Source organism: Antrihabitans stalagmiti, from assembly GCF_016482825.1.
GTDB classification, from domain to species: domain Bacteria; phylum Actinomycetota; class Actinomycetes; order Mycobacteriales; family Mycobacteriaceae; genus Antrihabitans; species Antrihabitans stalagmiti.
Genome location: NZ_JAEMNV010000003.1, coordinates 573992 through 589023 on the forward strand (window position 1 = coordinate 573992; position 15032 = coordinate 589023).

Sequence of the window (15032 nt, forward strand, 5' to 3'; positions counted from 1 at the left end):
GTGGGTACAACTGTGTCTGAGTTCGTCGAGAGAGCGGTCAGGGGTTCATGAACAGTCCAGCTGCCAGCGCGGGCCGCCCGGTTGCGGAGGCGACGCGCGACCTCGTCGCTCTACTCGACGAAACGACGGCAGCAGCCGAACGAGTCGGTCGCAATGATCTCGTTGCCTCGTTGCGGACGACGAAGGGACGGGTACTCGATCCGCGTCGGCGCATCGTCGTCGTTGGGCCCGTCAAGCAGGGCAAAAGTCAGTTCGTCAACTCGTTGCTGAACCTGAACGTGTGCTCCGTCGGTGACGACGAGACGACGGCGATTCCGACGCTGGTGCAGTACGCAGCGCAGCCGCATGCAGAACTTGTGTTGGCGGATCCAGGTGCGTCCGAGCCGCTGCGGGTCTCGGTTCCGATCGATCAGGTCACTTCTGTCACACCCTCGTCACCGCTTGCGCAGGGGCGAGAAGTGCTGCGGCTCGAGGTCGGCGCGGCGAGCCCGCTGCTTGCCGACGGCGTCGTCGTCGTCGACACCCCCGGAGTGGGTGGTCACGGAAACCCGCACGCGGCTGGCGTTCTCGGAGTGATGACCGCCGCCGACGCGGTCCTTGTGCTGTCGGACGCTTCGACCGAACTCACCGAGCCCGAGGTCAAGTTCATTCGTCAGGTGGTCGGTCTGTGTCCCGCGGTTGCGTGCCTGATCAGCAAGACCGACCTGTATCCACATTGGCGCGAGGTCCTCGCTGCGAATCGGAAGCATCTCGACACGGCGGGTCTGCAGGTCCCGTTGATCCCGATCTCGTCGCTGCTGCGTTCGCACGCAATGCGGTTGCAGGACAAGGAATTGAACGCCGAGTCCGGCTTCCTGGTGCTGTATCAGTTCCTGAGGGAGCGGGTTGTCGCGCGAGCCGACGGAAACATTCGTCGGGCAGTCGCGATGGATGTCCGTTCCGCGGCAGAGCATTTGACGCTCGGACTCGGCAGCGAGCTTGCCGCCCTTCGTGATCCGGTCAAAGGCGCGGCCGCGGTTCGCGAGCTGCAGAAGGCGAAGATCGCGGCAGAAGACCTGCACAAGCGGACGTCGCAATGGCAGCAGACACTCGGCGACGGTATCGCCGATCTCGCCGCCGACATCGATCACGATCTGCGCGAACGACTACGGCGCGTGACGCGTGAAGCCGAGGAGTGGGTCGACTCGGCCGACCCCGGTGAGAATTGGGAGCAGTTGGGCAGTTGGCTCGACGAACAGATCGGGTCGTCGATCGGTGACAATTTCGTGTGGGCCCACGAGCGTGCAGCGTGGTTGGCTCAGCAGGTAGCCGAACACTTCGCCGAGACAGGTTCGGTTGCGCTGCCGCACATGGATATTCACGACCTCGACGGTGTGATGGAGCCGGTCGAGTCGCTCGCCGACCTCGACTCGGGCAAGGTCGGCATCACGCAGAAGGTTCTCGTCGGCATGCGGGGCTCCTACGGCGGCGTGCTGATGTTCGGTCTCATCACAACCTTTGCCGGCTTGGCGTTGATCAACCCGATCTCGATCGGTGCCGGAGTTCTGTTGGGCTCCAAGGCATTCAAAGAGGACAAGGATCAGCGGCTGGCGCGTCGCCGCCAAGAGGCGAAGATCGCGATCAGGCGCTTCGTCGAGGATGTCAGCTTTCAGGCGAACAAGGAATCGAAGGATCGGTTGCGACAGATCCAGCGAGTACTTCGGGACCACTTCACGGCGATCGCGGATCAAGCGTTGCGGTCGCTGAACGATTCGTTACGCGCTGCACAGGAAGCGGCGACCGTGGAATCCGCGCAGCGTGCCCAACGCTGTGCCGAACTGGAACAACAGATTCGAGTGATTGCGGCCCTGCGGATCCGGTCCGACGATGCGCTTGCCGTCGGTGCTCCGCGGTCGGCGGCCCCGGGACGTCAAATCGGTGCGGCAGGTCAAGGCGGACCGACGCCGGGTACACGATGACCCGCCGCAACGGAGCGTCGATCGACGAAGCTCGCGAACTGGTACACGCCGCTCGTCGTGCTCTCGGCCACGATCCTGGACTGCGGGCCCAACTCGACGAATGCCTGCAACGGCTCGATCAACCACTTCGGATCGCGCTCGCGGGTTCGCTGAAGGCGGGCAAGTCGACGCTGCTGAATGCGTTGGTGGGACAGGACATTGCGCCGACGGACGCCACCGAGTGCACCCGCGTCGTGACCTGGTATCGCAGTGGTTCGACCCCGACGGTGACGGCCTGGCACGACGGCGGTCGACGCGCGAACGTCTTGGTGCAGCGTCGGGAGGGCGGGTTGACCTTCGACCTCGGCCCGCTGACCGCTGCCCAGGTGGATCGACTCGAGGTGGAGTGGCCCGCCAGTGCGCTCGCGGACACCACCGTGATCGACACCCCGGGTACATCGTCGCTGTCGCTTGATGTTTCGGCTCGCACCCTCGACTTGCTCACGCCGGAGAACGCGGCGTCGGGCGCAGACGCAGTCGTCTACCTGCTGCGGAGTCTGAGTGCCAACGACGTCGCTTTTCTGGGCCGTATCGGGTCCCACGTCGGCGCCGAGTCGGGTCCACTCGGTGTGGTCGGCGTTGTATCTCGTGCCGACGAGGTCGGTGCCGGACGAATCGATGCGATGGGTTCGGCGAAGGACATGGCCGAGCGATTCGCTACCGAGTTGGAGCGAACGGGGTTGTGCCAAGCCGTTGTTCCCGTCGCAGGGTTGCTCGCCTTCGCTGCGCGCACGTTGCGCCAGAGCGAGTTCGTCGCGTTCCAGGCACTGGCTCAGGTGCCGGTCGAGGACATGCAGATCGCATTGTTGTCCGCGGACCGATTTGCCAGACCCGACAGTCCGCTGCCCGTCGACGCAGCGATGCGCGCGGCACTCGTTCGACGCTTCGGGCTCTTCGGAATTCGGCTGTCCATCACGTTGATCAAGCTCGGTGTGAGTGATTCGCCAACGCTTGCAGCGCAATTGGTCGAGCGCAGCGGGCTCGACGAGCTACGCCAGTTGATCGACGTGCAGTTCGGGCAGCGTGCGGAACAGCTCAAGACACATTCGGCGCTTGTCGCGTTGGAGCGTGTTTTGACGAGTCATCCGACGGCCCTGTCGGTCCCGGCTGCTGCCGACCTGATTCCTGCGATCAGGCGCATGCTCGCCGATGTGCACGGTTTCAACGAACTGCGGCTCCTCGGCCGACTGCGAACGTCGAAGGTTGCTCTCCCCGCCGCCGACGTCACCGAATTGACGCGTCTGGTCGGTGGGTTCGGTATCGATCCGAATGTGCGCCTCGGTCTGGAGGCGGGGACGGGTCCCGAGCAGCAGCGCGCCGCGGCGATGATCGCGGTGCGGAAATGGCGTGCGCGAGCGGCACATCCGCTGCTGGATCAGTTCACAGCCAAGGCATGCGAGACTGCGGCGCGTAGTGCGGAAGGTGTGCTCGGCAGGTTTTTGTAAGCCGGACCGATCAGGATGCGGCTTTTACATCGGCCGCGTACCGGTCGACGTATTCCTGTCCGGACGAGGTGTAGAGCACGCTCATCAGTTCGTCGGTTGCGGCACGGACGATGCACTGACGTTCGCGCAGCGGCCGGTAGCGCGCGAAGTCCAGCGGCTCGCAGACCTTGATGTGAACCTTGCCGAACCGCCACATTCGACTGCCGACCGGATTCACCTTCTCGGAGCCACTCGTCACGATGGGGACGACGTGCGCGCCGGTTTCGAGCGCAACACGGATCACGCCGGTCTTGCCCTTGTAGAGCCGACCGTCCGGAGATCGGGTGCCTTCCGGGTAGATGGCCCAGACGCCGCCGCGTTCGAGGATGGAGACCGCCGTGTTCAATGCGCTCTGTGCGGCGTCGGCGCCCGACCTGTCGATCGGTACCTGCCCTGCGGAGGAGAAGAACCAACGTTGCATCCGCCCTTTGATGCCAGGGGCCGTGAAGTACTCGTCTTTCGCCACGAAGGTGATGCGCCGCCGGACCAGCAGCACGAGAAAGAACGAATCCGCGACGGTGAGGTGGTTGCCTGCCAGGATGACGGGTCCGGTCTTCGGAATATGTTCGGCGCCTTCGATCGTCGGTCGGCCGACGACTCGAAGCAGAGGTCCGATGAACACATATTTGAACAGCCAGTACCACATGGACAATCCTTTTCGTATGGACCCAGCGTACGCGTAGACACTGTCTACACGTGATGGTAGACAATGTCTACGTGGAAAGCGACGAACCGCTACGCGGACGACTGATCGAATCCGGTGTCGAGTTGCTAGACGAGGCCGGCATGGCTGCCGTGACGCTTCGCGCGATCACACGGCGGGCGGGGGTGTCGCACGGTGCGCCGCGACGATACTTCCCGACGCACAACGCGCTGCTTGCCGCGATTGCAGCCACCGGTGTGGCGGATCTGAATGCCCGGTTGGCGCCGTGCTTCGACGTTCGTGAGGCGTCGGCGCCGGACCGTCTTCGCCTACTCGGGCTGCAGTATCTGGCGTTCGCGCAAGAACGGCCCGAGATGTTCACGCTGATGTTCCGGCACGACCTGCTCGACGGGGCAGGAGCTGACCTGCGCTCGACCACGGTCCCCATGTTCGCCGCATTCGCTGCGGTCGTTACCCAGGCGCGAGGGGCGGATTCGCAGCGGCAAGCAGTCGCACTCTGGGCGAACGTGCACGGCATCGCTGTGCTTGCCACGAATCGCAGCCTCGAGCTTGCGGCCGGAACTACCGACTTCGGCGCCTTGATCGAGCACAGCGTCGCCGTTCATCTGGCCTGAATGGGACTCGGCCGGACGCTCGGGAACAAATCGCGAACCATGCCCGTTGGACACTTCGACTGACTTGAGTGTGGTCCGCTCAACTCCGAGTTGACGAGTAGCCTCGGCACCCGGCAAGATTGAGTGCACTACGCTCAGCATCAAGCAGAGACAGTACATAGCGACGGCCGCATCGGCGTCGTCGCAACGATAGGGAGGAACACAAATGGCTCGTGCGGTCGGTATCGACCTCGGAACCACCAACTCGGTTGTCGCCGTTCTCGAAGGCGGCGAGCCCGTAGTTGTGGCCAACTCCGAAGGCTCACGCACCACACCATCGGTCGTCGCCTTCGCCAAAAACGGTGAAGTGCTCGTCGGCCAGCCCGCCAAGAACCAGGCGGTCACCAACGTCGATCGCACCATCCGCTCGGTCAAGCGCCACATCGGCACCGACTGGGCAGTGGCCATCGACGACAAGAACTACACGTCGCAGGAAATCAGCGCGCGCACTCTGATGAAGCTCAAGCGCGACGCAGAGGCGTACCTGGGTGAAGAGATCACCGACGCGGTCATCACGGTCCCCGCGTACTTCGAAGACGCACAGCGCCAGGCCACGAAGGAAGCTGGCCAGATCGCCGGCCTCAACGTGCTGCGCATCGTCAACGAGCCGACCGCAGCTGCACTCGCGTACGGCCTGGACAAGGGCGAGAGCGAGCAGACCATCCTGGTGTTCGACCTCGGTGGCGGCACGTTCGACGTGTCCCTGCTCGAGATCGGCGAGGGTGTCGTCGAGGTCCGCGCGACTTCCGGTGACAACCACCTCGGTGGTGACGACTGGGATCAGCGCATCGTCGACTGGCTCGTCGAGAAGTTCAAGGCGTCCCAGGGCATCGACCTGACCAAGGACAAGATGGCACTACAGCGTCTGCGTGAGGCTGCCGAGAAGGCCAAGATCGAACTGAGCTCCAGCCAGAGCACGTCGATCAACCTGCCCTACATCACGGTCGACGCCGACAAGAACCCGCTCTTCCTCGACGAGCAGCTCTCGCGCGCCGAGTTCCAGAAGATCACGTCCGACCTGCTTGACCGCACCCGTGCGCCGTTCCAGAACGTCATCAAGGACGCGGGCATCTCGGTCTCCGCGATCGACCACGTCGTGCTCGTCGGTGGCTCGACCCGTATGCCGGCTGTCTCGGACCTGGTCCGCGAACTGACCGGTGGCCGCGAGCCAAACAAGGGCGTCAACCCGGACGAGGTCGTCGCCGTCGGCGCCGCACTGCAGGCAGGCGTGCTCAAGGGCGAGGTCAAGGACGTTCTGCTCCTCGACGTCACCCCGCTGTCCCTCGGCATCGAGACCAAGGGTGGCGTGATGACGAAGCTCATCGAGCGCAACACCACGATCCCGACCAAGCGGTCCGAGACCTTCACAACGGCCGACGACAATCAGCCGTCCGTGCAGATCCAGGTCTTCCAGGGTGAGCGTGAAATCGCGTCGCACAACAAGCTGCTCGGATCCTTCGAGCTCACCGGAATCCCGCCGGCTCCGCGCGGCGTCCCGCAGATCGAGGTCACCTTCGACATCGATGCCAACGGCATCGTGCACGTGACCGCGAAGGACAAGGGCACCGGCAAGGAAAACACGATCAAGATCCAGGACGGTTCCGGCCTGTCCAAGGAAGACATCGATCGGATGATCAAGGACGCCGAAGCGCACGCCGACGAAGACAAGGCGCGTCGCGAAGAGGCAGAGGTCCGCAACCAGGCCGAGTCCCTTGTGCACCAGACCGAGAAGTTCATCAAGGAGAACGAGGAGAAGGTTCCTGCCGACGTCAAGTCGAAGGTCGAGGCCGCGATCGAAGAGGCCAAGACCGCACTGCAGGGCACCGATCTCGCTGCTGTGAAGGCTGCGGTCGAGAAGCTCGCGACCGAGTCGCAGGCTGTCGGCCAGGCAATCTACGAGGCGACGGCTGCCGACTCCGCAGGTGAGGCCAACGGTGCCGAGGGTGGCGCTCATGCCGCCGACGACGATCAGGTCGTCGACGCGGAGGTCGTGGAGGACGAGCCGATCGACCTGGGCAAGCAGTGAGCGAAGACCACACCGAGCCGGTCACTTTCGTCGACAACCGAAAGATCGACCCCGAGACCGGTGAAGTTCGGGATGGCGAGGGCGTGCCGGAACCACTTGCTGGTACCGGCACCGCCCCGCAGCCCGGGTCGGTGGACGAAGGGGCACTCGAGGACGCAGAAATTGTGGACCCGCAGGACGCTCGTTCCGCAGAACTTGCGGAACGAACTGCAGATCTACAGCGGCTGCAGGCGGAGTACGCCAACTACCGTCGTCGGGTCGAACGCGACCGCAAGGCCGTCATCGATTCCGCCAAGGCGTCGGTCGTGACCGAATTGCTCGCCGTGATCGACGATCTCGAGCGTGCGCGAGCACACGGTGACCTCGAGACGGGTCCGTTGAAGGCTGTTGCCGAAAAGCTTGCCGGCCTGCTGACCAAGCAGGGCGTCACCGAATTCGGCGCCGAGGGTGAGTCTTTCGACCCGACACTGCACGAGGCCGTGCAGCACGAAGGCGAGGGTCGCGACCCTGTTCTCGGTACAGTCCTTCGCAAGGGTTACCGCATCGGCGAGCGGGTGCTGCGGCACGCGCTCGTGACGGTGACCGATTCGACGGGAGACGCAACCGCGCCGTCCGCCGGGTCGGATTCGATTGATGTGAACTCGGATTCCGGCGCGCATGCCGAATTCGATCAAAGCTAGAAGTGCGAGAGGAGGAGATGCTCAGTGAGCCAACGGGAGTGGATCGAGAAGGACTTCTACAAGGAACTGGGTGTCTCCTCCAGCGCGACCGCCGACGAGATCAAGAAGGCGTACCGCAAGCTGGCTCGTGACAATCACCCGGATGCGAATCCGGGCGACACGAAGGCGGAGGAGCGCTTCAAATCCGTCAGCGAAGCACATTCGGTGTTGTCGGATGCCGCCAAGCGCAAGGAGTACGACGAGACGCGGAAGTTGTTCGCTGGCGGCGGTTTCGGTCGCGGCGGATTTACCCCGGGTACCGGCTACACCGGTGGCGGCGCCGGCAACTTCGGCGGCGGCGAGTTCAACATCGGCGACCTGTTCGGCAATGCCTCGGCCAACGACAGTGGTCTCGGCGACCTGTTCGGCGGGTTGTTCAACCGTGGTGGCGGCAATCGCACCGCGGCCAGCCGTCCGCGCCGCGGTAGCGACGTGGAGACCGAGACGACACTCGGCTTCCGAGAAGCGGCGCAGGGCGTCACCGTTCCGCTTCGGATGACAAGCCCGTCGCCGTGCACAACGTGCCACGGCAGCGGGGCGAAGCCGGGAACGAGTCCGCGAGTGTGTCCGCGTTGCAACGGAAGCGGTGTAGTCAGCCGTAACCAGGGCGCGTTCGGTTTCAGCGAGCCCTGCGACGACTGCCGCGGTACCGGTTCGATCATCGACGACCCGTGTACGGATTGTCACGGGTCCGGCATTCAGAACCGAACTCGGACCATCACGGTCCGCGTGCCACCCGGTGTGAACGACGGTCAGCGCATCAAACTCGCGGGCCAGGGCGAAGCAGGGTTGCGTGGCGCGCCGTCGGGCGATCTGTTCGTCACCGTGCACGTCAAGGCGGACAAGGTATTCGGTCGGGCGGGTGACGATCTCACGTTGGTCCTGCCGGTGAGCTACGGCGAACTGGTGCTCGGCACAACGGTTTCGGTGCCAACGCTCGATGGTCGGGTCGGCGTCAAGGTGCCGCCGGGAACGGTCGACGGTCGAATCCTGCGAGTCCGTGGTCGCGGCGTTCCGCGTCGTGGCGGTGGCGTTGCAGGCGATCTGCTCGTCACGGTCAAGGTTGCGGTTCCGCAGAAGCTCGATGCGACCGCGACGGCGGCGTTGGAGAAGTACGCAGAAGCGGAACGAGCCAGTGGCTTCGATCCGCGCGCTGGGTGGGCAGGAGCGTAATGCGCACCTGTGCATCAGCTTTCGGTGCCCGCACTCCTGATGGAGTGCGGGTCCCGAAGGTGTTGGAGTTCGAGACGAACTCGGTTGAGTTCGAGAAGGGCCATTTGGAGGTGTAGCGGTGACCGGGAAGCCGAAAAAGGGCGCGGTCCCAGGGGGTCCCGACGCGGACGCAAGCGCAGCGCACGTCACCGAAGCGCAGGTGTTCGTGATCTCTGTTGCCGCGGAGCTCGCGGGCATGCACGCGCAGACGCTGCGCACCTACGACCGGCTCGGCTTGGTCACCCCGCAACGCACAACGGGCGGAGGTCGACGCTATTCGCCGCGCGACGTTGCATTGCTCCGGGAAGTGCAGCGTCTTTCCCAGGACGAAGGCGTCAATCTAGCTGGCATCAAGCGAATCATCGAGTTGACGAATCAGGTCGAGGCGCTGCAGCATCGCATCACGGAGATGGCGGCGGAAATCGCGTCGATGCATGCGGGCTATCGTCGCGACCTCGTTCCTATCCCGCGCAGTACCGCTCTCGTGGTCTGGCAGCCGAAACACAAAAGGGGCCCCCGGCCCTCGTGAGTCTTTTCGGCGGTTGGGCCCTCCTGAAGTGCTCACGAGTGCCGCAGGCGCCTACCCCCTCGTCAGACCCCGCGATTCGAGCACAGGTTCGTAGCCGATGATGCCGACGCTCGAGTTCGAGATGTAGAACTCGTACTGGTTGAAGTGATAGAGCGTCTCACCGTTTTGCGCGTACCAGATGCCGGGTGACTCGTAGGTGGGATCGTCGATCTCGATCGTCGCGCCGTCGCTGAGTCGTAAACCCTTGTAGTAGTAGCGGTTCGCGCCGGTGATACAGACGACGATGAGTGACTGGTCGGTCCGCGCGATCGTGACCGCCTGGTTGGTGTAGTTGCACCGAGCGCCCGGGTAATTCAGATACCCCTGGCTGTCGGTATCGTCGATCGTCACCCCGTGCGCCTGCGCAGGTCCGGCTGTAAGTCCTATCGCCATTGCGCAGGCCGCCAGTGCCCCCGCACAGGACATGCTGATCGTTCGCTTCATGTGGAACCCCCCTCGAGTTGTGTACTTCCTCGCCAAGAGTCGCGCGGATATTCCACCTCCGATAGGCACCCTCGGGGGTATCTTCCCCACCCTCGTCGTTGCCGAGCCTGCGACGTCGCTGCCCGATTCCGGACCTCACACGCCTGATCAGGCATGTGAGGTTCGCAATGCATTGGCGAGGTCGCGATTGCCCAGCGCGAACGGGCTACGAGTGCTCACTTTCGACGAAAAAATGAGCACTGATGGCCCGTTGGAGCGCTGGCACGAGCAGGTGCGCTCGCGACGCCTAGTTGTGCCGAGCCGGTAGATAGCGCACGAAGAGTTGCGTCACGACGTTCGCACCTGCGAGCGCTATGTCGACGTCGCGGAGACTGTTCGCTGCGATACGTCGAATGTGGTCGAGCGAGACGTCGGGCTCGGCGACGACGGTGATCCGGAGTGTGCGCCGACCTCGGTCGACAATTGCACGGGCAGAGGCAGATTGGATCGCTGGATGCTGAGCGATCATCGTTGCAACGGCATTGCCGACCTGCCCCGTGTTCACCGTCAGTGTGCCGAGTTCGTCGGTGCCGTCGACCTCGACCGACCCGAGTCGGTGTCGCCGCAGGTTTGCAAGCAGCAACCACACGCCGAGGATCAGCGCACCGACCGCAACTCCTGCGATGACCCAATCCCACCAAACCTGTTGCGGAGCAAGCTGGTACCAGCGTCGGTCGGCATGGGCGAAGACGTCGCGAGCAATCTCGACGCCGCCTCGCCACAGCAGTAGCAGCGCACCCAGCACAAGCAGAGCGAGTGCGACGACGAGGAGCACCGCTCTGTCGATACCGACTATCGGGCGGTTCATCGGCGCTGCGAGTTGTCGATGGCGACAAGCACTTTCGGAGCTTCGGCCAGTTCGGTGAAGGACTTGGTCACCGCTGTCTGCACCGCTCCCGTGATAGTGGCTGGATCGCGTCCGTCGGTGACGATCTCGACCTTGGCTGTCCGTCTGCCGACCGTTGTCTGCGCGCGGCGGACGCCGTCGACATGCGTTGCGGCCGAGGTGGACAGTCTCGCGACGTCGGTGGGGCGCAACCACATCGGCAAGGGTCCGGCAGTCCGAAAGTGTGTGCGTGCGCGCGGTTTGGCAGCGACGAACAACAGGCCGATGCCGACGACCACCGCAGCGATCGAGGCGGGCAGCATCCAGCCTTCCCAGGTGATTCGGCTGAGCCACTCGAAGCTGTTGCGGATCCAGGGAGCTTCGTCGACGACGTCGCGTTCGATGAAGAACTCGCGCCCTGCGACCACGCTGATGGCGATGAGCAATCCGGACACGATGATGGCGAACGGCGCGGCGAGTGGTCGTGCGAGCGGTTCACGCGGACCTTTGGTATCGGCACCTGTGGTGGTCATTCGGTGGCACCTGCCGCGAGTGGGGGCGGCAGTTCGGCGACGATCTCGGTGTCGATGTTCGCGACCACGTCGGTGACGGCGACGTCGACTCGAGAGGGGTGCCGCCCGGTGAGGCGGACGACCTCGGTGACGACGCGATCTCGGACCTGCCCGCAGACCGCCGCGATGGGACTCGGCCATTCGACTGCGATGTCGACGCGAATGTTGGGGTGCTCGGACGCCATGTCGACGACGGCGCGTGGCAGGTCACGACCGGTGAGATTGCCGAGTCGAGTATTGCTCCTGATCACGCCGGGTATTTCGAGTGCGGAGATTTCGACTATCCGCATCGCTGCGCGATTTTTGATCGTGAGCGTGCCGCGTTGGCCGGGGTCGTCGGCCTGGCTACCCGAGGCCTCGGTCGCGGACAATCCGTGGTCAGCCACGACCTCGGCCCCGGAGCAGCGCGCTGAGGTCGATCGTTCCGTCGCTGTGGGCTCCGATGACCAGCCCGATGGCGCCGAGCACGAGCGCGAAGAGGAATCCGCCGAAGCCGCCGACAATCCCGGCGATGGCAAGGAGCAGGCCTGCGAAAAGTCCGAGCACTGCGTGAGTCATCGAAGCGCGCCTTCCGCGGAGATGTGAACAGTGGCTTCCGATGCGTCGACGGCGTCCACTATTGCACTCGCGGTTTCGTGATCTCGATCGACTCGACGATGTCGTCGTCACCCTCGAAGTAGACGTCGTGCACCGTGATGTTGACTTCGGTGACCTCCAGTCCCGTCATACGTTCGACGGCGGCGATCACGTTGCGCCGAATGGCTGCCGCGAGTTCGTGGATGGCAGTGCCGTAGTAGGCGACGATGCCGATGTCGACCGCGGTCTGTCGCTCACCGACCTCGACCGAGACGCCTTGCGAGAGATTCGTTCTGGCGCTGGGAATCGATTCGCGCAACCGGCCGACCACTCGTGCCGCGCCGCCGCCGACGTCGTGCACCCCGCTGATCTCGCGGGTCGCGATTCCGACGATCTTCGCTACGACCATGTCGGCTATGACGGTGCGACCCTGTGGGTCGGGTGCGTTAACCGCTGCCTGGTCGACGGTGGTCAATCGGTTGAGTACGGGATCGGTCATCGCACGCCTCGCTGTTGATAGTCGAATGCTGCCGAACGGAGATTCGTTTCGAGTTGCACATCGGATCGTGCCACGAGCATTCAACGCCCGACGCGCGACTGTGGTTCCTTGTGCGGAATCCCCTTGTCAGCATCAAGCTAAACCGAAAAGCACCGCACAACCAGCAGCTACGTGAACGGGCAGCCGTTGCCCGACTTCACCCGCGTGACGAAGTTGGGGCGAATATCGAGATTCGGCGGGTCGTAGTACCGGTGGAACGTCGGAGTGAGTCCGGACGACATCGGCGGGTTGATCCAGGACCAGTCCGTCGGGCATTCGCGGCCAGCTTTGGCTTCGCGTTCGACATGGTCGATGAACTGTTTGGCGACGGTGTGATGGTCAACCATGTAGACGCCGGCAATCCGATAGCTGTGGATGATCGCGCGGTTGAGCTCGACGAGGGCGCGGTCGCGCCAGAGCGTGCGGTCCGAGCTGGTGTCCAGCTCCAGCCTGCGGGCGATCTCGGGCAGCATGTTGTAGCGGTTCTCGTCGCTGAAGTTCCGCGCGCCGACCTCGGTGTTGACGTACCAGCCGCTGAACGGTGCCAGCGGGTAGGTGATGCCGCCGACCTCGAAGTCCATGTTGGACACTGCTGGCACCGCGTGCCATTTCAGGGCGAGCTCCTCGAACCAGGGGTAGTCGGGGTGCACGATCGGTACCTCGAGGACAAGTTCGGGAGGCACGTCGAACCAGCGCAGCGGTTCGTCTGGTGTGCTGATCAAGATCGGGAGTACGTCGAACCGCGTGCCGGTGCCACGCCAGCCCATCCGCGTGACCATTTCGGTGATGTCGACGTGAGCGGGATCGCCTGTCACCGTGCCGTCGATGTTGCGATAGCCGGCGTAGCGGATGAGCTGCGGACTGACGATTCGGTACTCGCGTCCGTCCGGCAGCGGCGGCGGGCCGACGGTGATGACCGATTGCAGGGCGCCGCCGTTCGTGGCGAGGCGAAGGTGTTGCCAGCAGGCTTCCGCGATGGCTTCGGGCGTGACGGCAGCGCGCGCATCGATCAGTTTCAGTGTTCGCCAGTGTTTACGGCCGACGCAGCGCGCGTGGTTTCGCCACGCAAGTTTGGCGCCGACGAGGATTTCCTCGGCGCTCTGTTCGTAGCGTCCGGTGCTTTCGAAGGTGGCGAGAACGTTGAGTCGTCGGCTCGTCGGCAGGTGTGACAGCTCGGGCAGATTGTAGAAGTCGATGCACTCGCGCAATTGTCTGCGGCGGTCGTACTCGACGGCGTCGGTTCGCATTTCGATGCCCTGAACCTCGGATAAGGGTAGTTCGAGCTGTTTAACTCCGAAGGAAGTCGGCATGATAAAAATACTCCCTTTAATGCGTTGCTAACTATTTGCTATAGCAGGCCCCGGGCTCGAAGCTAACCGAGGGTACCTCAATGAGAGGATTCCGCTGCTAGAAAATCTCGCATACACTTGCGCCCTGAACCGATCGGCACATGCCGCGGGGCTGCGCGACTCGCCATCATCTACGCGAGGGAGCGTTCGAGTGCGGAACGGGGTTAATACAGCATGGATTCGAGAACGATCTCGCTGGTCAGGACGACCTTCAAGGCGGTAGCCGCCAGCGAAGACGGTCCTGAGAAGCTGACGAAGTCCTTCTATGCTGTCTTGTTCACCGACAACCCGGGCGTGCGGGATTTCTTTCCCGCAGCAATGGATACGCAACGAGATCGCCTTGTAAAGGCCCTTGCCTACGTGGTCGACCGTCTCGAAGACCCAGGCAACCTGCTGCCTTTCCTTGCACAGCTCGGCAGGGACCACCGTAAGTACGGAATCGACGATTCCCATTACCGCGCGGTCGGCAATTCGTTGATCAAGGCGCTCCGCAACTTCGCGGGCACCGAAATGTGGACCGAAGAGGTCGACAAAGCGTGGACCGAAGCGATCGGCGTCATTGCTGCGACGATGATCGGCGCGGCCGCGTCGGAGAGCAACCCGCCGGTGTGGGGCGGAACGGTCGTCGAGCACAGGGAAATTCTGCGTAACTTGGCTGTCGTCCGGCTACAACTCAGCGAACCCATGTACTACGCCGCTGGTCAGTATTTGAGCGTGCAGATTCCGTCGCGTCCCCGGATGTGGCGTTACCTGTCACCCGCGAATCCTGCCAACGAACAGGGCGAGATCGAGTTCCATGTTCGTGGTGTTTCGGGTGGTTGGGTCAGCCCGTCGATCGTCGGCCACGTCGACGTCGGCGATCAGTGGCTCGTCGGATCGCCACTCGGATCGCTCGGTGTCCCGCCGCACCCGACACAGGACATGTTGATGGTCGGCTGCGGCACCGGCATCGCACCACTGCGAGCGCAGGTCATGGAAATGGCGTCGCGACGCAACAACCCGCGGGTCCATGTCGTCGTCGGCGGTCATCACCCCTGCGACCTCTACGACTACGCGACGCTATGGCGCCTGTCGCAGACCAACCCCTGGCTGACGGTCACGGCGGTCACCGAGAACAACGACAATCCGTGGTGGTACTACGGCGGATCGCAGGCCGACCTCGCGGGCATGGATAGTCCACTCGTCGGACAGATCGGCAAGGTCGTCGCGAGCATGGGGTCGTGGGCCGACCGCGACATTCAGATCGCCGGCTCCCCGTCGATGGTCCAGACCACGAAGTTCCGGATGATGGCCGCGGGTACACCGACCGCGAACATTCGGCACGATCCGCTGTACTGAACAAAGCGGTACTGAACAAAGCGGTAC

General features: G+C 63.7%; 16 protein-coding genes. 8 read left to right on the top strand and 8 right to left on the bottom strand.

What is annotated here, in order from left to right; translation table 11 throughout:
• Window positions 1-47 precede the first annotated feature (47 nt).
• Together JGU71_RS11355 and JGU71_RS11360 are read left to right on the top strand one after the other, a co-directional pair.
• Complete coding sequence (locus JGU71_RS11355) at window positions 48-1958, top strand: dynamin family protein (RefSeq protein ID WP_199704230.1); 1911 nt, start codon at window positions 48-50, stop codon at window positions 1956-1958.
• The gene (locus JGU71_RS11360) at window positions 1955-3442 is read left to right on the top strand and encodes a dynamin family protein (protein ID WP_199704231.1); all 1488 of its coding nucleotides are present in this window, start codon (window positions 1955-1957) and stop codon (window positions 3440-3442) included. Before JGU71_RS11355 ends, JGU71_RS11360 begins: the two co-directional genes overlap by 4 nt.
• Window positions 3443-3452: 10 nt before the next feature.
• On the opposite strand, the gene JGU71_RS11365 is transcribed toward JGU71_RS11360, so the two are convergent.
• The gene (locus JGU71_RS11365) at window positions 3453-4127 is read right to left on the bottom strand and encodes a lysophospholipid acyltransferase family protein (protein WP_199704232.1); all 675 of its coding nucleotides are present in this window, start codon (window positions 4125-4127) and stop codon (window positions 3453-3455) included.
• A 53-nt stretch (window positions 4128-4180) separates the two neighbouring features.
• On the opposite strand from JGU71_RS11365, the gene JGU71_RS11370 reads away from it, so the two are divergent.
• The 5 genes from JGU71_RS11370 to JGU71_RS11390 all read left to right on the top strand — a co-directional run bounded on the left by JGU71_RS11370 (window position 4181) and on the right by JGU71_RS11390 (window position 9284).
• Complete coding sequence (locus tag JGU71_RS11370) at window positions 4181-4759, top strand: TetR/AcrR family transcriptional regulator (protein WP_199704562.1); 579 nt, start codon at window positions 4181-4183, stop codon at window positions 4757-4759.
• A 205-nt stretch (window positions 4760-4964) separates the two neighbouring features.
• On the top strand, window positions 4965-6824 hold the full coding sequence (gene dnaK, locus JGU71_RS11375) for a molecular chaperone DnaK (protein ID WP_199704233.1): 1860 nt from the start codon (window positions 4965-4967) through the stop codon (window positions 6822-6824).
• Window positions 6821-7504, top strand: coding sequence for a nucleotide exchange factor GrpE (gene grpE / locus JGU71_RS11380; protein WP_199704234.1), 684 nt, complete (start codon window positions 6821-6823; stop codon window positions 7502-7504). Before dnaK ends, grpE begins: the two co-directional genes overlap by 4 nt.
• Before the next feature lie 24 nt (window positions 7505-7528).
• Window positions 7529-8716: a molecular chaperone DnaJ gene (gene dnaJ, locus JGU71_RS11385; RefSeq protein ID WP_199704235.1), complete on the top strand. Its 1188-nt coding sequence runs from the start codon at window positions 7529-7531 to the stop codon at window positions 8714-8716.
• Between the two features lie 199 nt (window positions 8717-8915).
• On the top strand, window positions 8916-9284 hold the full coding sequence (locus tag JGU71_RS11390; protein ID WP_307829629.1) for a heat shock protein transcriptional repressor HspR: 369 nt from the start codon (window positions 8916-8918) through the stop codon (window positions 9282-9284).
• A 51-nt stretch (window positions 9285-9335) separates the two neighbouring features.
• Here the strand turns inward: JGU71_RS11390 and JGU71_RS11395 are convergent, their stop codons facing one another.
• The 7 genes from JGU71_RS11395 to JGU71_RS11425 all read right to left on the bottom strand — a co-directional run bounded on the left by JGU71_RS11395 (window position 9336) and on the right by JGU71_RS11425 (window position 13565).
• A complete protein-coding gene (locus tag JGU71_RS11395) occupies window positions 9336-9767 on the bottom strand; it encodes a hypothetical protein (protein WP_199704237.1) in 432 nt (143 codons plus the stop codon).
• A gap of 286 nt (window positions 9768-10053) precedes the next feature.
• The gene (locus JGU71_RS11400; RefSeq protein WP_199704238.1) at window positions 10054-10614 is read right to left on the bottom strand and encodes an Asp23/Gls24 family envelope stress response protein; all 561 of its coding nucleotides are present in this window, start codon (window positions 10612-10614) and stop codon (window positions 10054-10056) included.
• A complete protein-coding gene (locus tag JGU71_RS11405; RefSeq protein ID WP_199704239.1) occupies window positions 10611-11165 on the bottom strand; it encodes a DUF6286 domain-containing protein in 555 nt (184 codons plus the stop codon). The genes JGU71_RS11400 and JGU71_RS11405 overlap by 4 nt, the downstream gene beginning before the upstream one ends.
• Window positions 11162-11590 carry an Asp23/Gls24 family envelope stress response protein gene (locus JGU71_RS11410; RefSeq protein WP_199704240.1) on the bottom strand — a complete coding sequence of 143 codons (429 nt, stop codon included), beginning with the start codon at window positions 11588-11590 and terminating at the stop codon, window positions 11162-11164. The genes JGU71_RS11405 and JGU71_RS11410 overlap by 4 nt, the downstream gene beginning before the upstream one ends.
• Entirely contained in the window at window positions 11583-11762 is a 180-nt protein-coding gene (locus tag JGU71_RS11415; RefSeq protein ID WP_199704241.1) for a DUF2273 domain-containing protein, read from the bottom strand. The genes JGU71_RS11410 and JGU71_RS11415 overlap by 8 nt, the downstream gene beginning before the upstream one ends.
• Window positions 11763-11820: 58 nt before the next feature.
• Window positions 11821-12279 (bottom strand): Asp23/Gls24 family envelope stress response protein, encoded by a 459-nt coding sequence (locus tag JGU71_RS11420; protein ID WP_199704242.1) that lies wholly within the window; start codon window positions 12277-12279, stop codon window positions 11821-11823.
• 167 nt (window positions 12280-12446) lie between these two features.
• The gene (locus JGU71_RS11425; RefSeq protein ID WP_199704563.1) at window positions 12447-13565 is read right to left on the bottom strand and encodes a nitric oxide synthase oxygenase; all 1119 of its coding nucleotides are present in this window, start codon (window positions 13563-13565) and stop codon (window positions 12447-12449) included.
• Between the two features lie 276 nt (window positions 13566-13841).
• Here JGU71_RS11425 and JGU71_RS11430 point away from each other — a divergent pair, with 276 nt between their 5' ends.
• On the top strand, window positions 13842-15005 hold the full coding sequence (locus tag JGU71_RS11430; RefSeq protein ID WP_199704243.1) for a globin domain-containing protein: 1164 nt from the start codon (window positions 13842-13844) through the stop codon (window positions 15003-15005).
• The last annotated feature ends 27 nt before the right edge of the window (window positions 15006-15032 follow it).